Source organism: Absiella sp. AM09-50, from assembly GCF_003433845.1.
In the GTDB taxonomy this organism is placed as follows: Bacteria; Bacillota_I; Bacilli_A; order Erysipelotrichales; family Erysipelotrichaceae; genus Hoskinsella; species Hoskinsella hominis.
In genome coordinates, this window is sequence record NZ_QVFI01000026.1 from 1 (window position 1) to 19,676 (window position 19,676).

At 37.9% G+C, this 19,676-nt stretch carries 15 protein-coding genes and 1 other annotated feature; of the genes, 5 read left to right on the forward strand and 10 right to left on the reverse strand.

Features of this window, described 5'->3' with window-relative positions; genetic code table 11:
- Positions 1–595 precede the first annotated feature (595 nt).
- Both DW114_RS21785 and DW114_RS16920 read left to right on the forward strand, forming a co-directional pair.
- A complete protein-coding gene (locus tag DW114_RS21785; protein WP_233511379.1) occupies positions 596–841 on the forward strand; it encodes a hypothetical protein in 246 nt (81 codons plus the stop codon).
- Positions 841–1,533, forward strand: a complete 693-nt coding sequence (locus tag DW114_RS16920) for a transposase (protein WP_233511380.1) — start codon at positions 841–843, stop codon at positions 1,531–1,533. Before DW114_RS21785 ends, DW114_RS16920 begins: the two co-directional genes overlap by 1 nt.
- A gap of 207 nt (positions 1,534–1,740) precedes the next feature.
- Here the strand turns inward: DW114_RS16920 and rpoC are convergent, their stop codons facing one another.
- The 7 genes from rpoC to rplK all read right to left on the reverse strand — a co-directional run bounded on the left by rpoC (position 1,741) and on the right by rplK (position 12,896).
- Positions 1,741–5,616: a DNA-directed RNA polymerase subunit beta' gene (gene rpoC / locus DW114_RS16925; protein WP_117454884.1), complete on the reverse strand. Its 3,876-nt coding sequence runs from the start codon at positions 5,614–5,616 to the stop codon at positions 1,741–1,743.
- A 4-nt stretch (positions 5,617–5,620) separates the two neighbouring features.
- Entirely contained in the window at positions 5,621–9,826 is a 4,206-nt protein-coding gene (locus tag DW114_RS16930) for a DNA-directed RNA polymerase subunit beta (RefSeq protein WP_117454885.1), read from the reverse strand.
- A gap of 108 nt (positions 9,827–9,934) precedes the next feature.
- Complete coding sequence (locus tag DW114_RS16935; RefSeq protein WP_117454886.1) at positions 9,935–10,534, reverse strand: class I SAM-dependent methyltransferase; 600 nt, start codon at positions 10,532–10,534, stop codon at positions 9,935–9,937.
- 70 nt (positions 10,535–10,604) lie between these two features.
- Positions 10,605–10,976: a 50S ribosomal protein L7/L12 gene (gene rplL / locus DW114_RS16940; RefSeq protein WP_117454887.1), complete on the reverse strand. Its 372-nt coding sequence runs from the start codon at positions 10,974–10,976 to the stop codon at positions 10,605–10,607.
- Positions 10,977–11,017: 41 nt separating this feature from the next.
- Positions 11,018–11,560 carry a 50S ribosomal protein L10 gene (rplJ, locus tag DW114_RS16945; RefSeq protein ID WP_117454888.1) on the reverse strand — a complete coding sequence of 181 codons (543 nt, stop codon included), beginning with the start codon at positions 11,558–11,560 and terminating at the stop codon, positions 11,018–11,020.
- A gap of 42 nt (positions 11,561–11,602) precedes the next feature.
- Positions 11,603–11,733 (reverse strand) — a sequence feature (ribosomal protein L10 leader region).
- 29 nt (positions 11,734–11,762) lie between these two features.
- Positions 11,763–12,452: a 50S ribosomal protein L1 gene (rplA, locus tag DW114_RS16950; protein ID WP_117454889.1), complete on the reverse strand. Its 690-nt coding sequence runs from the start codon at positions 12,450–12,452 to the stop codon at positions 11,763–11,765.
- Positions 12,453–12,476: 24 nt separating this feature from the next.
- Positions 12,477–12,896 carry a 50S ribosomal protein L11 gene (rplK, locus tag DW114_RS16955; RefSeq protein WP_117454890.1) on the reverse strand — a complete coding sequence of 140 codons (420 nt, stop codon included), beginning with the start codon at positions 12,894–12,896 and terminating at the stop codon, positions 12,477–12,479.
- A 258-nt stretch (positions 12,897–13,154) separates the two neighbouring features.
- Between rplK and DW114_RS16960 the strand changes: the two genes are divergently transcribed.
- Positions 13,155–13,424: a hypothetical protein gene (locus DW114_RS16960; RefSeq protein WP_117454891.1), complete on the forward strand. Its 270-nt coding sequence runs from the start codon at positions 13,155–13,157 to the stop codon at positions 13,422–13,424.
- Here DW114_RS16960 and DW114_RS16965 read toward each other — a convergent pair.
- From DW114_RS16965 to DW114_RS16975, 3 genes are all read right to left on the reverse strand, one after another.
- Positions 13,421–14,128, reverse strand: a complete 708-nt coding sequence (locus DW114_RS16965; protein ID WP_158552316.1) for an NTP transferase domain-containing protein — start codon at positions 14,126–14,128, stop codon at positions 13,421–13,423. The two genes, DW114_RS16960 and DW114_RS16965, sit on opposite strands and share 4 nt — an antisense overlap.
- 123 nt (positions 14,129–14,251) lie before the next feature.
- Entirely contained in the window at positions 14,252–15,256 is a 1,005-nt protein-coding gene (galE, locus tag DW114_RS16970) for a UDP-glucose 4-epimerase GalE (protein WP_117454893.1), read from the reverse strand.
- A gap of 172 nt (positions 15,257–15,428) precedes the next feature.
- Entirely contained in the window at positions 15,429–18,053 is a 2,625-nt protein-coding gene (locus tag DW114_RS16975) for a calcium-translocating P-type ATPase, PMCA-type (RefSeq protein ID WP_117454894.1), read from the reverse strand.
- Between the two features lie 274 nt (positions 18,054–18,327).
- On the opposite strand from DW114_RS16975, the gene DW114_RS16980 reads away from it, so the two are divergent.
- Together DW114_RS16980 and DW114_RS16985 are read left to right on the forward strand one after the other, a co-directional pair.
- Entirely contained in the window at positions 18,328–18,654 is a 327-nt protein-coding gene (locus DW114_RS16980; RefSeq protein WP_117454895.1) for a hypothetical protein, read from the forward strand.
- A gap of 89 nt (positions 18,655–18,743) precedes the next feature.
- The gene (locus tag DW114_RS16985) at positions 18,744–19,631 is read left to right on the forward strand and encodes a fructose bisphosphate aldolase (protein ID WP_117454896.1); all 888 of its coding nucleotides are present in this window, start codon (positions 18,744–18,746) and stop codon (positions 19,629–19,631) included.
- Positions 19,632–19,676: the final 45 nt, after the last annotated feature.

A 19,676-nucleotide genomic window follows, 5' to 3' on the forward strand; every position in this document is an offset into this window, starting at 1 on the left:
ATCCTTCCTCCTGTCAACGCTTTTTTTATCTTTTTTTCGTTTTTTTATCGAAAAATTGTTAAAATCACTGATTTTACCTTGATATCGCGTAAATATTGGCTTTATTAACTTATATTCCGCTTATTTTATCACAATTATGTCTTATAAAATATATGATTTTTTCAATTTCATATCCATTATTTTGAATTAAAAACACAAAAAAGCTTCGTTTTTAATCACAAAAGTTCTTTATTTTGTATTAAACCGCACATTTTATTTTCTATTTATTGAGATTTTACGCTTGAATCCATAAAACATACTTTTATTTTATTCATTTAAGCTTTGTAAATGAAGTTATATGCTTTTAAATATCAAAATATATCTTGTTTCCACTATCATCTATATGCATGCTTCTCTTATAGGTTAAATGGATTAATCTTTCTAAAATCGCTTAAAAACGCTGTTTAACACAAAAAAAAGGGGTATCCAAAATCTTTAGGGGTCTGAAATTTAGGGGGCACTTTAGGGGTTATTTCAAATGAGAAATAGGTGAATCTATCTGTTTCTTTTTTTATAATATTTCATGGTTATGCTCTCTGTTAAAAGGAGGTAACTCATGGATTATTCTTATATTTTTAAATTGCTGAGCCTACCTGATGATGGCTCTATCAGTATCGATAATGTTGAAGTTGCTGGCGATACGAAATATGTCTATATTTCAAGACCGCCTATACCCACTTACTGCCCTAACTGCTCATGCAGGATGCATTCTGAAGGCATCTATAAGAGAAAAATCAAGCACCCTATTTTACAGGATTCTACCTGCATTATCTTTATTGTTAGCCTTATATCAATCTGGTGATGAAAAGCTATAAAAAGAAAGACCGTGAAGCTCTTGATCAGTCTAATTTTGAAACCAACCGTGATAATAAAACCATTAAGGAATCTCGGGAAGTTATATTGCTCAAAAAATATAGATGGGTTCTGCTTAAGAACCAGGATGATATTAATCATTCACACAGGAGATATTACCACAGATCTCTCGGTATCTATGCGGATACATATATGATCGAGAAGATGTTCCTTGAACTTGATCCCAGATTCCCTATGATCCTTGAAGCGAAAGAGAAATATATCAGTTTCAATAAAACATCTTTTGATTCTGAAGACGCTGCCATGTCTGAACTTAATAAATTGATAACTGAATTTAAGGCTTCCAGAAGCTATATCCCACGGGAATTTTCTGAATACCTTGATAAATACAAAAATGAAATTGTCCGCTCATTTACTGTTACAGAGGTATCATGGAGAAATGCCACAGACAGCGACCGTTATTACGCACGTCTATCCAATGGGCCAATGGAATCATTCAACCGGAAGCCGAAAGACTATAAGAGAAACTCTAGAGGCTTCTCTAATTTCGATTATACTAGAAACCGCATACTCTGGTCTACAAGAAATCATCCCGCAATAAGAAATATGCCAAAGCCTCAGGAAGAAATACACAGTTACAGAGGGAAAAAACGTGGCAACTATAAAGTAAAAAACAATTAATAGATTGATAAAAACAAATAGAGCATAACCTAAAAAGGAATCAGCACTGTTTTTGCTGATTCCTTTTCTTTTTAACTTTAGGGGTCTTAAATTCTTTGTTTGTTTCCTTCATCCCCCTAAAGTTGCCCCCTAAATTTCTGGCAAAAACCCCTAAAAAATTTGATTACCAAAAAAAGAAGGCATTCATTATAAACGCCTTCTCATTTATTAGTTTTCAGGTACAATGTGCAAATCAGAGCTGTCGTCAATAGACAATGCTGCTTCATCTGCCATGATTTTCTGAATATCTTCGCTAGTCAACTTCTCTGGACCAAGAACATAATTCATAAAGTCATCATCTTCATCACGATGATTTCTTTCTTCTCTTTGTTCTTTTAATTCCTGAGCTTTTATATCAATCAGTTTATTAGTTTCTCTATCAGCTTTACATCCTGTTCCAGCTGGAATCAATTTACCAATAATAACGTTTTCTTTCAATCCGATTAAGAAGTCTTTTTTACCCTTAATAGCAGCATCTGTCAGTACTTTTGTGGTTTCCTGGAATGATGCAGCAGATAAGAAGGAGTCTGTTTCTACTGACGCCTTAGAAATACCTAATAATACTGGTTTGAAAGTTGCTGGTACTTTACCAGACAATAATACATTACGGTTGATTTTTGTAATTTCTGTTAAAGAAATCTGTACACCTGGATTCAGATCTGTATCGTTGCCCTCTAATACTACAACTTTACGTAACATCTGACGAATCATAACTTCGATATGTTTATCGCTGATTTCAATACCCTGGCTAGCATAAACCTTCTTAACTTCTTTTAGAATGTAGTTTTGTACCTGACGTACACCAGCTACCTTCAATAATTCTTTTGGATCTACCTGACCTTCAGTAATCTTATCACCGGCTTCTACATGTGCACCGACTTTCATCCAAGGACGAATTGCCTGTACCAATGAAACCTTATGAGCGATACTTTCTTTATCGTTACTGATGACAACTTCAAATCCAGTACCATTTTCTAATGGTTCTACACTTGTAATTTCACCAGAAATCTGTGCTAAAACAGCAACACCTTTTGGACAACGTGCTTCGAAAAGTTCTTCGACACGAGGAAGACCCTGTGTGATATCTCCACCATCTGCACTCGCAACACCACCGGTATGGAATGTACGCATGGTCAGCTGTGTACCTGGTTCACCGATAGACTGGGCAGCCATAATACCTACAGCTTCTCCTACTTCTACGTCTTTTCCAGTTGCCATATTACGTCCGTAACATTTTTTACATACACCGTAAATAGATTTACATGTGAATGCACTACGGATATACATACCTTCAACACCAGCATCTACAATTTTCTGTGCGATTGCTTCTGTGATGAATTCATCTGATTCAATAATCAATTCATTTGTTTTTGGATCTCTGATTTCTTGTTTACTATAACGTCCAGCTAGACGATCATAGAAACTTTCGATAATAGAGTTTGTCTTACGATCAATGATTGCTTCTACCCAATATCCTTTATCTGTACCACAGTCTTCCTGTTTAACGATAACATCCTGTGCAACGTCAACCAGACGACGAGTCAGATAACCAGACTCTGCAGTCTTTAAGGCTGTATCGGTCAGACCTTTACGCACACCATGTGTGGAAATAAAGAACTCAGACACATTCAGACCTTCACGGAAACATGAGTAGATAGGAACCTCTATAATACTTGGAACATATTCACCTTTTGCGGATTTTGATTGTGATGGTTTTGCCATCAGACCACGCATACCTGCAAGCTGAGTAAAGTTAGAAGTATTACCACGGGCTCCGGAACGGGCCATCATATTGATTGGGTTTTTACGTGGAAGGTTACCTAATAGCTCTTCAGCGATATCATCTTTGACATCTGCCCAAAGTTTATTTAAGTGACGCTCCCATTCTTGCATTGTAAGTTTACCTTTCTTACGCAGCATTTTCAGTTCTTCGGCTTTTTCCTTACCATATTCTACATGATCTTCTTTATGAGGAGCAACCTCGATATCGCTTAGAGATACGGTAACACCTGCAACAGTGGAATATTTAAATCCATAGTCCTTGATCTGGTCTAGGATTTCACTTGTTTTTTCTGTTGAGTAGCGTTTAAACACTTCTCCGATAATTTTTCCTAAATCTTTCTTCTTGAATGCGGATGTGATTGGAAGTTTTTTGATTTCTTCTTTTACATCACTTCCCATTGGAATAAAGAATTTTTCAGGAGTTGCTTTAAAGTTAGCTTCGCTCACTTCATTCAGGAATGGGAAATCTTCTGGGAACATATTGTTAAAGATTACTTTACCAACCGTTGTTAAAAGATACATGTTTTCCTGTTCTTTTGTGAAGCATGTTTTTTTCAAATTTCTTGCAGGAATCGCAATTCTGGAGTGCAGATGGATTTGCTGTGTCTGATAAGCCATTAAAATTTCATCCAGGCTGCCATACACATGTCCTTCGTTATCTCCATAACGAGTCCATAATGCTGCTGATTTCGGGCAATCTACTGACATGTAACGTTCTGCTTCGGCATAGAATTCTTCTGCAGTTTCTTCCATTGTCAAATAGAAGTTACCCATAACCATATCCTGTCCAGGGGTAACGATTGGTTTACCATCCTTAGGACCAAGGATATTGTTGCTACCTAACATCATAATTAATGCTTCGGCACGTGCTTCTTCACTTAATGGAACGTGAACAGCCATCTGGTCACCATCGAAATCGGCGTTGAACGCAGTACATACCAGAGGGTGCAGACGCATAGCACGTCCTTCTACTAGTTTTGGTTTAAATGCCTGAATACCTAAACGGTGCAGTGTAGGTGCACGGTTCATCAATACAGGATAGCCATCGATAACATCTTCCACAATATCCCAGATACGTGGGTCCTGACGATCGATTAGTTTTTCTGCAGTTTTTGGATTGCTAGCAATTTCTCTATTTACAATTTCGTTGATAACGAATGGTTTGAATAATTGAATAGCCATTTCACGAGGGATACCACACTGATACATTTTCAAGTCTGGTCCTACCGCGATAACGGAACGTCCTGAGAAGTCAACACGTTTACCTAACAAGTTCTGACGGAAACGTCCCTGTTTACCTTTTAATGAGTGTGACAGAGATTTTAATGCACGTCCACCAGCGCCTGTGATTGGTTTACTTCTACGACCATTATCAATTAAGGCATCGACAGCTTCCTGTAACATACGTTTTTCGTTTTGAACGATGATTGCAGGAGTACCAAGTTCTAACAGCTTTTTCAAACGATTGTTACGAGTGATAACACGACGGTATAAGTCATTTAGATCACTTGTCGCAAAACGTCCACCATCCAGCTGCAGCATTGGTCTTAAATCAGGTGGAATAACTGGAATTACCGTTAATACCATCCATTCTGGATCGTTGTCTGAATTACGGAATGCCTGTACAGTATCCAAACGTTTGATTAATTTTTTACGTTTTTCTCCCTGTGCAGTTTCTAACTGTAACTGAATGTTTTTATATTCAGCTTCCAGATCTACTTCTTTCAACAGTGTCAAAGCAGCTTCTGCACCAGTTTGTGCTGTAAAGCTTCCTGGTCCATAAATTGCCATGTTTTCACGGTATTCTTTTTCTGAAAGAATCTGTTTGTATTCCAGTTTCGTATCCTTTGGATCTGTAACGATCCAGGATACGAAATATACTACTTCTTCTAACTGTTTTGGTGTTACGTCAAGTAACAATGCCATACGGCTAGGGATACCACGCAAGTACCAGATGTGTGCAACAGGAGCAGCAAGTTCGATGTGTCCCATACGCTCACGTCTAACGCTTGATTTTGTGATTTCTACCCCACAACGGTCACATACAACACCTTTGTAGCGTACTTTTTTATATTTACCACAGTAACATTCCCAGTCCTTGCTAGGGCCGAAAATTCTTTCACAGAATAAACCATCACGTTCTGGTTTCTGAGAACGGTAGTTGATCGTTTCTGGTTTTTTAACTTCTCCATGACTCCATTCATGGATACGATCTGGTGAAGCTAAACTTACCTGAATTGAGGCAAAATTATTAACACTCATCTACTTACGCCTCCTCTACATTTTCTTCATCTTCATCGTCTGTCAGAAGTTCTTCGTCTAAATCTTCTTCGCTTAGATCCAAATCTTCTTCTGCATCGATATCATCATCAACATCTTCATTTTCATCATCGATTGCTAAATCGTTGATGTCTTCTTCATTTTCTACTTTATCTTCTACAGGTGGAAGTGGTGCAGCAACTGCTTCATTTCCATCTTCTTTACTAATATCTACTTCGTTTCCATCTTCATCCAGCATCTTCACATCGATGGCAAGAGCCTGTAATTCGTGTGTTAATACACGGAATGATTCTGGGATACCTGGTTCTGGAATATCTTTACCTTTGATGATAGCTTCATAAGTTTTTGTACGACCTACGATATCATCTGATTTAATCGTTAAGATTTCCTGAAGTGTATGTGCAGCACCATATGCTTCTAGTGCCCAAACCTCCATTTCACCAAATCTCTGACCACCATTCTGTGCTTTACCACCTAATGGCTGCTGAGTAACAAGTGAGTAAGGTCCAGTTGCACGGGCATGCAGTTTATCGTCAACCATGTGGGCAAGCTTGATCATGTACATAACACCGACAGCGATACGTTCATCGAATGGTTCACCAGTACGTCCATCGTACAATACCTGTTTACCATCAACTGTCATGTCTGCTTCTTTCATGATGTCACTTAATTCCTGATTGTTGATACCATCGAATACTGGAGTCGAGAATTTTACACCTAATTTCTTAGCTGCATATCCTAAGTGGATTTCTAGTACCTGTCCGATGTTCATACGAGATGGCACACCGAATGGGTTCAACATGATATCTACTGGCGTTCCATCTGGCATATAAGGCATATCTTCTACTGGTAAAATCTTAGAGATGACACCCTTGTTACCATGACGTCCGGCCATTTTATCACCTTCAGAAATCTTACGTTTCTGAACGATATATACTTTTACTGTTTCATTTACTCCAGGTGGAAGTTCATGTCCTTCACTTCTCTTGAAGATACGGATACTATGAACAATACCAGCACCACCATGTGGTACCTTCAATGAGTTGTCACGTACTTCACGTGATTTTTCACCAAAGATTGCCAACAGCAGTTTTTCTTCTGGAGAAATTTCGCTTTGACCTTTTGGCGTAACCTTACCAACCAGAATGTCGCCTTCCATAACTTCCGCACCAACCATGATGATACCACGGCTGTCTAAGTTACGGCATGCATTCTCGCTAACATTTGGAATGTCACGTGTAATTTCTTCAGGTCCAAGCTTTGTTTCACGACAGTCAATGTCGTATTCTTCGATATGAATGGATGTATAAACGTCATCACGAACAAGACGTTCACTCATAATGATGGCATCCTCGTAGTTATAACCATACCATGTCATATAAGCAATGGTTACGTTTTGTCCAAGAGCAAGTTCACCATTTTCCATAGATGGTCCATCCGCTAAGATGTCACCTTTTTCAATACGTTCACCTTTTTTCACAATTGGGCTCTGGTTGATATTTGTCCCATTGTTAGAACGCTGGAATTTACGTAAACGGTATTCATGACGATCGCCATCATCTTTTGCGACAACGATACGCTGAGAATCAACGTATTCAATCACACCGTCTTCTTTCGCAACTACACCAACACCTGAGTCCTTGGCAATCTTATATTCGATACCAGTTCCTACATATGGTGAGTGAGGTTTTAATAAAGGTACGGCCTGACGCTGCATGTTCGCACCCATCAAGGCACGGGAAGCATCGTCATTTTCCAGGAAAGGAACGCAGGCAGTCGCTACAGATACGATCTGTTTTGGCGAAACGTCGGCCAATTCTACTTCTTCACGACGAGCGATGATGGTATCTCCGGCTTTACGGGCTACGACACGTTCATTTACCAAACGTCCATCGATGACCTCGTTGGCCTGAGCGATAACGTAATCTGCTTCTTCATCTGCGGACAGATAAATTGCCTCATCACGCACGGTTCCATCAGGATTTACGATACGATATGGTGTCTGAATGAAACCATATTCATTGATTTTTCCATAAGATGTTAAGTTGTTGATCAAACCGATGTTTGGACCTTCTGGTGTCTCGATTGGACAAATTCTACCATAGTGAGAACTGTGAACGTCACGTACTTCAAAACCAGCACGATCTCTTGTTAAACCACCAGGTCCTAATGCGGAAATACGACGTTTATTCGTAAGCTCTGCCAAAGGATTCTGCTGATCCATAAACTGTGACAACTGAGAACTTGAGAAGAACTCTTTAATTGCTGCAGTCAATGGACGGATATTCGTTAATTTTTTAGGTGTTAACGTAGCGATGTCCGCAATAGACATACGTTCTTTAACAACTCTTTCCATACGACTTAAACCGATACGGAACTGGTTCTGAATCAATTCACCAACGGAACGGATTCGACGGTTTCCTAACATATCGATATCATCTGTTTCACCGATATCTTCCATAACATTCAAGTTATAAGAATAAAGGGCGTACATATCGGAAATAGTAATGGTGTGCTTGTCAGCATATGGGTCATTACCCATAACTTTAATTATCTGGTTTTCTTCATCGTAAACCATGATTTCCTGTACAGCAGCACCAACTAACCATGCACTGATGACAGCTCCATTGTGTACACGGTTACGGATATCTTCTAATGCAGAAGCACTTAATACATCTGTTCTTTGTCTTGGTGTATAGCCTTCTACAAATAAATCATCTTCTTCATTTAATAAATCATTGCCTTGTGCATCTGTTAAACGTCCAAGTGCATATAAACGCTGTCCATAGTTTAATACAGCATTTACATTTTCTTTTGTTAAGACAACTTCTTTAGCGATGATGCCACCATGAACATTTACTTTATCCATAGAAGCAACCAGTTTTTCAACATCCTGTTTTGTCAGAATGCTGCCTTCAAACAATGTTTCATCAGGCAGTTCTACATCACTTGCAAGTACACGACCTACCAAACCTAAGTTATTTGATGTAGGTACACTTACTTTATCTGGATGGTTGAATAATGGATTGAATGGGAATGCATTGACATACATACCTTTTTCAAGTTCTCCACGTAAACTGTTTCTTTCATCACGGTGAATCATTGTTCCACTAGCCATATAAACACTGCCATCTGCTGCCAGAATATCCTGTGCAAGACGGTGTTTATCGATACGGTTGATTGCATTTAATTTTTTACGCAATTTATAACGTCCGGCTTTTGTTAAATCATAACGGCGTGGATCAAAGAATTTGGCATTCATTAATGTAATAGACCCATCTAATGTAGGAATTTCATCAGAACGCTGGTTTTCGTATATAGAAAGCAATGCTTCCTGTCTTGTTTTTACCTTATCTGCCAATAATGTATTTTCAATTTCTTCATACTTACCAAAATATGCGGCATATAGTGTAAGGTAAAGATCCATAAATTCACGGTTTTCATCATCCTGTGGTAAATCCTCCACAACTGTTCTTCCCATAGCGTTTAAGAAAGTTTTGATTGCAGTTGTATCATGTGGATCTTCACTACGATCTAAGTCAACGGACATACCAATTGCTTTAAACAAGATGGTTGACAGCATTTTACGTTTACGGTCAATGCTCATGTTTAAAAGACGTCCAGTTGACGCTTTTTTCATTTCAGTCATAAATTCCAGCCATGTACCACGACTTGGAATCAATTCACAAGAGAAGGATTCCTTTCCTGTTTTTTCATCATAACCAGTCGCAAAATATGCACCTGGTGATCGTACAATCTGTGATACAATGACACGTTCAGCACCATTAATAATAAAGGTACCTGTTTCCGTCATTAAAGGGAAATCTCCTAGGAAGACATCCTCCCATTTATTGATAACTTCCCCGGTGGTGTTATCGGTAATTTCAAGCTCCATGCGTGCTTTCAATGGTGCCGCAAAGTTACATTCACGATACATTGATTCTTCCGCATTGTACTTAGGTTCTCCAAATTCATAACCTGTGAACTTCAGCTTGATGTTTCCTCCATAGTTTTGAATCGGGTAGATTTCGTTAAATACTTCCTCGATTCCTTCGTTCTTGAACCACTCAAAAGAATCTGTTTGAATTTCAACCAGATTAGGAAGTTCTAGATGTCCACTAACTTTTGAGTAATCACGACGCTCTGCCTTTTTACCGGAAGCGACAATACGATAAGGCTGTTTTTTGTCCATGTACGCCATCCTTTCTACAAGTTTTTTCTACCAAAATAAGGCACAAAATCCCATTTTAATATTTTAGTATTATGCAATTTATTATAATAGCAATCAAACGTCAAATTGTCAATGCTTTTTCGCATTTAAAATAAAATAACCTTTTTCTTTGTTAATTATTTCACAATTTTCAAAGACTTCTTTAATCTTTTTCACGGCACTTTCTGCGCCCTGTTGTTTCCTGATCACAACCCATAAATTACCATTTTCTGCCAAATGATCATAAGCTTCTTCAAAGATTTTATAGATCACTTTTTTACCGGCACGAATTGGTGGATTGGTTATGATATCACTAAAAGTATTCCCTTTTACATTTTCGTATACATTAGATTCATGGATATCTGCTTCAATATTATTTTTCTTTGCATTATCTATGGCTAGTAACACAGCTCTTGGATTGACATCCACCATTTCCATTTGTGCCTTGGGGTAGATTTTTTTCAACGTAATGCCAATCACGCCATAGCCACAGCCCACATCCAGAATATGTTCCCCTAATTCATTTCTATCACATAACGTTTTCAATAATACACGTGTACCAAAATCCACACTATCTTTACTGAAAACACCATTATCAGTGATAAAGGTATAGGTAAAACACCAAAACCGGAAAGATATTTCCTTCCGGTTTTCTGCTAAATGACGATTATCTGTAAAATAATGATCCATCGTTATCCCGCCTTTTTAGGTGACAAAAAGCCCGAAGGCTTTCTGTAAATTTTTAGAGTTGTAAAGTTAATTATTTAACTTCTACTGTAGCACCAGCGTCCATCAATTTCTTCTTGATTTCTTCTGCTTCTTCAGGTTTGATGTTTTCTTTGATTACACTTGGGCATTTGTCAACGATACCTTTAGCGTCAACTAATCCTAATCCAGTGATTTCACGTACTGCTTTGATAACAGCAACTTTAGTTCCACCAACATCAGTTAATGTAACAGTTACTTCGCTTGGTCCAGCAGCAGCTTCTTCAGCAGGTGCAGCAGCAACAGCAACTGGTGCAGCAGCAGTTACGCCAAACTTTTCTTCGATTGCTTTTACTAATTCGTTCAGTTCTAAGATTGTAGCTTCTTCTAAATAAGCTAAAATGTCTTCCTGGTTTAATTTTGCCATTTTTCATGTCCTCCTATGTTTGATTAATGACTGCGCTTTGATTAAGCAGCAGCTTCTTCGCTAGCTTCTGCAGCTGGTGCAGCAGCTTCACCGTTTTCTTCTTTACTGTCAGCAACAGCTTTAACAGCACATGCAAAACTACGTACTGGTGACTGTAAGCAGCTTAACAGCATTGATAACATACCTTCGCGGTTTGGTAATGAAGCAAGTTCTTTGATCGTATCTACGCCAACAACTTTACCTTCAACGATTCCGCTCTTTAATACAAGTTTGTCGTGTTTCTTAGCGAATTTTGCTAATACACGTGCAGGAGCAACTGCGTCTGCTCCAAATGCGATTGCGTTAGGTCCAACTAAATCTTTTGTTAAGTCAGATGCCCCAACTTCTTCAGCAGCACGCTGTGCCAGAGAGTTCTTATAGATTTTGAAATCTACACCTTCTGCACGCAGATCTCTACGTAACTGAGTCATTTCAGCAACGGTTAACCCACGGTATTCCACAACGACTGTAGAATCAGACTCTTTCATTTTCTGAGCAATTTCAGAAACAACAGTCTTCTTGCTATCGATAATCGCCTGGTTCATTAACTTTACACCTCCTAAATTTATATGTAACAATATACCTTAAGAGTTTTATAAAAATCACCCGTATGCATAGACGTACGGGTGAAAGAAATGTATCTTAAACTTTCAACACCTCGGTAACATAATTAAGCCTTAACGGCCGTTACTGTCTATGGTATATTGATAACATAGCTATTTTATACAACTTTTACTTAAAAGTCAATTAGTATTTTTCAACAGCTACATGGATTCCAGGACCCATTGTTGTTGTTAATACAAGGTTCTTGATGTAAGTACCTTTTACTGCAGCTGGTCTAGCTTTCAGAATTGTCTTGTAGATTGCATTGAAGTTATCAACCAATTTTTCATCATCAAAGCTAACTTTTCCGATCATCAGGTTGATGTTACCTTCTTTATCTACACGGTATTCTACTTTACCTTTTTTGATGTCTTCGATTGCTTTCTTAACATCCATAGTTACTGTACCAGTCTTAGGGTTTGGCATTAAACCTTTAGGTCCTAAGATACGACCTAATTTACCAAGTTCACCCATCATGTTTGGTGTAGCAACGATAACGTCGAAATCGAACCATCCCTGCTGCATTTTGTCTAGCAGTTCTTTACCACCAACAAAATCTGCGCCAGCGTCGATTGCTTCTTGTTCTTTAGGTCCCTGAGCAATTACACACACTTTCTGAGTTTTACCAGTACCGTGTGGTAATACCATTGCTCCACGGATCTGCTGATCAGCATGACGTGGGTCTACATTTAATTTGAAGCTAACTTCAACAGAAGCGTCGAATTTAACTGTGTTTGTTTCTTTTGCTAATTGTACTGCTTCAGCTACAGGATAAGATTTAGAGCGATCAACTTTCTTAGCAGCTTCAGCGTATTTTTTTCCTACTTTTGCCATATTTAATTACCTCTCGCCTTTCTCTTAACCTTCAAAACCTTCAACTTCAACACCCATGTTTCTAGCTGTACCTGCAACAATGCGCATAGCAGCTTCAACATCATTAGCGTTTAAGTCTGGCATTTTGTATTCTGCAATTTCACGTAACTGGTCAACAGTAATTTTTCCAGCTTTTACTTTCTGATCTCCAGCAGCCTTTTTGATATTAGCAGCTTTCTTGATCATAATTGATGCTGGTGTTGTTTTTAATACGAAATCAAAACTTTTGTCTTCGTATGCAGTAATGATAACTGGAACCATATCTCCTGCACGGTCCTTCGTAGCATCGTTAAATGCTGAACAGAACTGTGGCATGTTGATACCTGCTGATGCAAGCGCTGGTCCTGGTCTAGCTCCTCCTGCTGGGAACTGTAGTTTACAAATCTTTGCAACTTTTTTACTCACAAGACACACCTCCTATAATTTGTTGTCTTATGCAGTGGTTGATGAAGGGTTGCTCCACCTTCTCCCACGCATGTAAAAGCGCCACGCTAAGCGGCACCTTTATAATATAATACACATAAAATCAAATTGCAACTTCTTTTTTGCTTTTTTTGTCAATTCTTACAGAAAAGTTCAACATTAAGACATTTTAAGAATTTTTTTATATATTCTTTCTTCATCTTTGTTATGATAAAGCCACACTATACTGGAGGTATCCATATGGAATTTCTACTTGAAATCATTTTAGAATTAGTATTAGAAGGCACCAGTGAGCTCATCAAAAGCAAAAAAGCATCTTTATGGGTACGTATCCCCGCCGCATGCCTTTTTCTTGCCATCTATATTGGCATCGCTGCCCTCTTTCTTTTTATCGCAGTTAAATTATGGAAAACATTGCTTCCACTCAGTCTAATTATGCTTTCTTTTATATGTATTTTCACACTATATCTAATTTATTTTATCCGTTGTTTCATAAAAACCCACGCTTAAGGTTTCCAAAAATTTTCATATTTGATACATGCCTGATAATAATCATCCATGACATTGATTTCCATTGCATAACGATTATCCACATGATGAACCACCATACGATCTGACAACAATGGCAATAATTCAGTTTCCAGTTCACCTTTATAATCACGAAGCTTCTTTTCTGTAATCGAAGTTTCATAATATTTTTTAATCATTTCACTATCTTCTTTTGTAAAATAACAAATCCCTAAAAAGGTTGTAATACGTTCATTCACACTACACATTTCTACTTGTTTTAAGCGGTATTGTTCGTCCTTGTGAATCTTCATCATCGGTACTCCCTTAGGATTCTTGAAAATGGTATATAAAGTAGAAGCATTCATCTGTCGCATAAAAAAGTTTTTAAAGAGTACCACATCTCCATGAATCACGAAAGTGTCCTCTAATTTATTCAATACCAGTTTTAGTGAATATAAGCTGTTGTATACAGAGTATTTTTTATTATATATCAGCTGAACTGCATATTTCTCTTTCAATGGCATAAACAGCTCTTTTTTATGACCTGTAACGACTGTGATATCCTCTATACCCGCCTGTTTCAAATACTGGATGGTTCTTTCTATCATTGGAACACCGCCAATTGGCAACAGCGTCTTGTTGGTCTGTTTTGTCAGATTGATCATTCTATGCCCTACACCAGCTGCTAGAATAATTGCATTCATACAAGTCCTCCCATTTTTTGCCTCTTTATCATACCCTTTTTTCATATCACTTACAATGTATAATATGTAAAGTTTCTGTAAGTAATTGCGCAAAAAAAGATACGCAAAGGTATCTTTCATTTGTTATCTTTTTGTTGTTTCTAAGAAATGCCATGCATCTTTACACATTTCTTCCAGATTCTTTTCTGCTTTCCAGCCTAATTCTTTGAATGCTTTATCTGTACTTGCATAACATTCAGCGATATCACCAGGTCTTCTTGGATCAATCTGATATGGTACTTCTACACCATTTGCTTTCACAAAGGCATTTACAACATCTAATACACTGTATCCAATACCTGTACCCAGATTATAAGCATCCACACCAATGTTTTCCATCACTTTATTCACAGCATTCACATGGCCTTTTGCTAAATCCACAACATGGATATAATCACGTACACCTGTGCCATCTGGTGTTGGATAATCGTTTCCATAAACATGTAAGTATGGTAATTCTTTATTTGCTACTTTTACGATATAAGGCATCAAATTATTTGGAATATCATTAGGGCTTTCTCCTAATAATCCACTTGCATGCGCACCAATTGGATTAAAGTAACGTAACAATGCAATATTCCATTCGTGATCTGAAATATATAAATCTTTTAAAATCTGTTCGATCATTAATTTTGTTGTTCCATAAGGATTTGTTGTAGGTCCTAATGGGAAATCTTCCTTAATTGGAACACTCTTTGGATTTCCATAAACTGTTGCACTTGATGAGAATACTAGACGTTTACATCCATGTTTTGCCATGACTTTACATAAAGCAAGGGTACTCATCAGGTTGTTTTGATAATACATAATTGGTTTTGCGACAGATTCTCCTACAGCTTTATATCCTGCAAAGTGAATAGCCGCATCAATCTTGTGTTCGTTAAAGATTGTTTCCAGTGCTTCTTCATCACAGCAGTCACTTTCATAAAAAGCAACATCTTTCCCTGTAATTGTTTTGATTTTATCGATAACGTCTGCCTGTGAATTATACAGGTTGTCAATGATGACAACGTCATGTCCAGCTTCTAATAATTCTACACATGTGTGGCTTCCGATGAACCCGGTACCACCAGTTACTAAAATTTTCATAATTTTGTATCCTCCCGTTTCTTAGCTGCATTTATTATATCACAACCTATCAAAAGTAAAAGTAAAACATTGGTAAACATTCCTTACTGTTCTTGAATTCCGCTATAATTCTAATATCTGATACAAGATACATAAACAAAGGCCATTGTGTACTTCACAACAGCCGCTTGTTCTACTTTTTATGTCTTAAGAAAACTTTTTCAATTTCCACAATCGGAATGATACTAAATGCCATTGCCATACTAATTGCAAATTCCATCAAGGATATATGCTGGAACTCAAATAAATCAGATAGTACTGGTACATAAATCACCAAAATCGTTAATAATAAAGAGCCAAGCATACTGCCCCATAAATACAGATTCTGTTTCTTAATGGTAAAGATGGAATGCTTTCTTGAACGCATATTGAAGGAGTGGAAAATTTCGGTCATAGACATCGTTAGGAAAGCCATAGTCATGCCATCCAGACTTTCCGTAATTTCAAATACCCCAGTTTCTATATAATGTCCTACAAAATATGCCACCAGCGTAATCACAGAAATCATGATACCCTGAAAGATAACATCAAATGCCATTTTATCCGCAAATAGTCCTTCTTCTTTGGGACGTGGGGGACGTGACATGATATCGTCTTCTTTATCTTCCATACCTAAAGCAAGTGCTGGGAAAGTATCTGTCAAAAGATTGACCCACAAGATATGTACAGGTTTTAAAATCGTAAAGCCAAGCATGGTAGCGGTAAAGATGGATACTACTTCACTGATATTGCTGGACAATAAGAACTGAATCGCTTTTTTGATATTATCATAAATTCTTCGTCCTTCGCCTACCGCAGAAACAATTGTCGCAAAGTTATCATCCGCAAGTACCATATCCGCAACATTCTTGGTAACATCTGTGCCTGTGATTCCCATACCAACACCAATATCTGCACGCTTGATACTTGGCGCATCATTCACACCATCACCTGACATGGAAACGACTTTTCCCTGTGCTTTCCATGCATCTACAATTCTTACTTTATGTTCTGGCTGTACACGTGCATATACACAGTATTGGGCAATTTTTTCTTTGAATTCTTCATCGCTCATTTCATCCAGCTGAGCTCCCGTGATTGCTTGTGATTTATCCTTCAGGATGCCCAATTGTTTCGCGATTGCCACTGCTGTATCAATGTGATCTCCGGTAATCATCACAGGACGAATACCTGCCTGTTTACATTCACTGATTGCGCCTTTGACTTCTTCACGGATAGGATCAATCATGCCACATAAGCCTATAAAAATCAAATGTTGCTCCATATCCAATACATTATCTTTTAACGCTTCTTTTGTATCATATATCTGATATCCTGCCGCAAGCACACGTAATGCCTGATCCGCAAAGGCTTTATTCTGTGCCATAATTTCCTGACGTTTTATATCATCTAATGGTTTTACCATATTATTCTCTATATAGTAATCACATCTGGATAATAGTACATCCGGTGCGCCTTTACTGAATTGGATATAGGTATGATTCCTCTGTTCATGAATCGTTGTCATCATTTTACGCATAGAATCAAATGGTGCTTCCTTGATCCTTGGCATTTCCTTCAGTTTATCATTTTTATGGAAGAATTTTTCTCCATATTCCACAAGTGCTACTTCCGTTGGTTCTCCTTTTACACCATCATCGCTTACCTGTGCATCACTACACAAGCTCATAGCACATGCCAGTAATTCTTCATCTTTTCCATAATGATCGACCACTGTCATTTTATTTTGTGTCAGAGTACCTGTTTTATCGGAACAGATGATCTGGGTACAGCCTAATGTTTCTACTGCAGTTAATTGTCGTATAACCGCATGTTGTTTTGACATACGGGTAACCCCAATCGCAAGTTGTACCGTTACCACCGCAGCTAATCCTTCAGGAATAGCCGCAACTGCCAGGGATACTGCCAGCATAAAGGTATCGATCAATACCGGCGCAGATACATCATGATTTCTCATTAATGCGAACACAAATATCAATACACAGATGCCCAGCACACCATAGCTAAGAATTTTAGACAGCTGATTTAATTTAAGCTGAAGCGGTGTCGCTTCTTCTTTGCTTTGATTAATTGCATCGGCGATTTTACCCATTTCGCTATCCATACCAATGGCAGTCACAACAGCCAGTCCTCTGCCATACACCACACTGCTTCCCATATACATCATATTTTTACGATCCCCTAATGGTATCGTTTTTTCATCATTGTTTAATACATGATCAAATTTTTCTACTGGTACGCTTTCACCAGTTAACGCAGATTCTTCTACTTTTAAGCTTGCGGCTTCTAAAACACGTACATCCGCAGGCAAAGCATCACCAGCTTCTAAAGCGATAACATCGCCTACGCATAATGCTTCGCTTGGCACAACACACAATTGCCCATCACGATATACTTTGCTTTTCGCAGCGCTCATTTTTTTCAAAGCTTCAATTGCTTTTTCTGCCTTGCTTTCCTGATACATGCCAAGAATCGCATTCACAATAACCACAAACAAGATGATAAATACATCCGCAAAGCTTTCATGTGCATAAGCAGATGTAATCGCAGACACCACAGCCGCAGCAATCAACACAATAATCATAGGATCCGACAGCTGTTTCATCAAACGTTTAAAAAAAGAATCTTTTTTCGCTTCTTTTAAGCGGTTATAGCCATGCTCCTGTAAACGTTTTTCTGCTTCTTCTTTACTTAATCCTTCATGACTGCTCAACAACTCTTTTAATACTTCTTCTTTAGATTTTAAGTATGGTTCCATGTTATCCTCCTTAATGAAAAAGACCCATACATAGTCTTTTTCTATATATGAGTCTCGGTATTTAAGATAAGCCAGACGTGAATAACGTCGAGGTTGTTGACTTACCGCGCTAATAATGATGAACGCTCCTACTCCCTCTTTCCTATTATTATACGTTACATTTTTATGAAACGCAATGTTTCTTTCTTATACAAATCATCAAAATTGTTGGCTTTTCATTTCTATTTTCGTTTGTTTTGTATATAATAATACCCGAATAATAAAGGAGAATCATATGAAACTACAAGAACTTTCAACATATAGAAAAAAGCTTTCTTCCACTGATTTTATATATCGTGCAGATTTATTTAGCAAAGCCATATGGGGTGATATGGGAGAGGATTGTGCATCCATCCATGTAAGTGCCCAAGATGATCACTGGCATTTGCATTTTATCCGTACCCAGAGTGGAGAACCATACCCGCTTGCGGACACTGTCTGCAATGTCATAGATGAATATGAAAAGGATTTGGATGATGAAGCATTATTTGATCTATTGTCCATGCATCAATTAATTCAGGATTTTCAGACAAGCATTCCCATGTGTCAAATAAAAAAATAAACTTTTTTTCTCCAATCATAGATATGTGTGAATTTCGGTGTTAAGATACAGGTAGAGATATTCATACGATTGTAAAGGAGGTATGAGGTATGTTAAAAGAACAGTTAGAACGCATGCAGCATGGTCTTGGCTTTATCGCAGCTCTTGATCAAAGCGGAGGCAGCACACCAAAAGCATTACGTCTGTATGGCATTAATGAAACACAATATCATAACGATGAGGAAATGTTTGATTTAATTCATGAAATGCGTACCCGCATCATTACGAGTCCTGTATTTACAAGCGAACACATTCTGGCAGCCATCTTATTTGAAAATACGATGGATCGTAAAATCTGTGGTGAATATAGCGCAGATTATTTATGGAATGTGAAAGGAATCCTGCCAATCTTAAAGGTGGATAAAGGGCTGGCACCACTTGAAAATGGTGTACAGTTAATGAAACCTATTACCAATCTGGATGAGTTATTGATCAAAGCAAAACAACGTCATATCTTCGGCACAAAGATGCGTTCTGTAATTAAGGAAGCCAATCCACAAGGCATCGCAGAAATTGTAGAGCAGCAGTTCGCAATTGCTCATCAAATTGCTCTGGCTGGCTTTATCCCAATTCTGGAACCAGAAGTTGATATTCATGCACCAGATAAAAAGGAATGTGAGGTATTATTGAAGGAAGAAATCATCAATCATTTATCTATGCTGGATGACAATATCCATATCATGTTTAAATTAACGATTCCAGATACACCAGATTTCTATCGTGCCTTAATGAGTGATCCTCATGTTGTACGTATTGTGGCTTTATCCGGCGGATATACCCGTCAGGAAGCAAATGATAAACTAGCACAGAATCATGGCTTAATCGCAAGTTTCTCCCGTGCATTAACACAAGGATTGCACATTGATCAAAGTGATGAAGATTTCAATGCATTATTAAAAACTTCTATCACTTCCATTTATGAAGCATCTATCTTATAATCTATGGGGTATCCAAATCGGATACCCTTTCTAAAGGAGCTAACA

Bases quoted from the DNA above. Each gene is read 5' to 3' on its own strand.
- DW114_RS21785 (WP_233511379.1), top strand. From the start codon at position 596: ATGGATTATTCTTATATTTTTAAATTGCTGAGCCTACCTGATGATGGC.
- DW114_RS16920 (WP_233511380.1), top strand. From the start codon at position 841: ATGAAAAGCTATAAAAAGAAAGACCGTGAAGCTCTTGATCAGTCTAAT.
- rpoC (WP_117454884.1), bottom strand. From the start codon at position 5,616: ATGAGTGTTAATAATTTTGCCTCAATTCAGGTAAGTTTAGCTTCACCA.
- DW114_RS16930 (WP_117454885.1), bottom strand. From the start codon at position 9,826: ATGGACAAAAAACAGCCTTATCGTATTGTCGCTTCCGGTAAAAAGGCA.
- DW114_RS16935 (WP_117454886.1), bottom strand. From the start codon at position 10,534: ATGGATCATTATTTTACAGATAATCGTCATTTAGCAGAAAACCGGAAG.
- rplL (WP_117454887.1), bottom strand. From the start codon at position 10,976: ATGGCAAAATTAAACCAGGAAGACATTTTAGCTTATTTAGAAGAAGCT.
- rplJ (WP_117454888.1), bottom strand. From the start codon at position 11,560: ATGAACCAGGCGATTATCGATAGCAAGAAGACTGTTGTTTCTGAAATT.
- rplA (WP_117454889.1), bottom strand. From the start codon at position 12,452: ATGGCAAAAGTAGGAAAAAAATACGCTGAAGCTGCTAAGAAAGTTGAT.
- DW114_RS16960 (WP_117454891.1), top strand. From the start codon at position 13,155: ATGGAATTTCTACTTGAAATCATTTTAGAATTAGTATTAGAAGGCACC.
- DW114_RS16965 (WP_158552316.1), bottom strand. From the start codon at position 14,128: ATGAATGCAATTATTCTAGCAGCTGGTGTAGGGCATAGAATGATCAAT.
- galE (WP_117454893.1), bottom strand. From the start codon at position 15,256: ATGAAAATTTTAGTAACTGGTGGTACCGGGTTCATCGGAAGCCACACA.
- DW114_RS16975 (WP_117454894.1), bottom strand. From the start codon at position 18,053: ATGGAACCATACTTAAAATCTAAAGAAGAAGTATTAAAAGAGTTGTTG.
- DW114_RS16980 (WP_117454895.1), top strand. From the start codon at position 18,328: ATGAAACTACAAGAACTTTCAACATATAGAAAAAAGCTTTCTTCCACT.
- DW114_RS16985 (WP_117454896.1), top strand. From the start codon at position 18,744: ATGTTAAAAGAACAGTTAGAACGCATGCAGCATGGTCTTGGCTTTATC.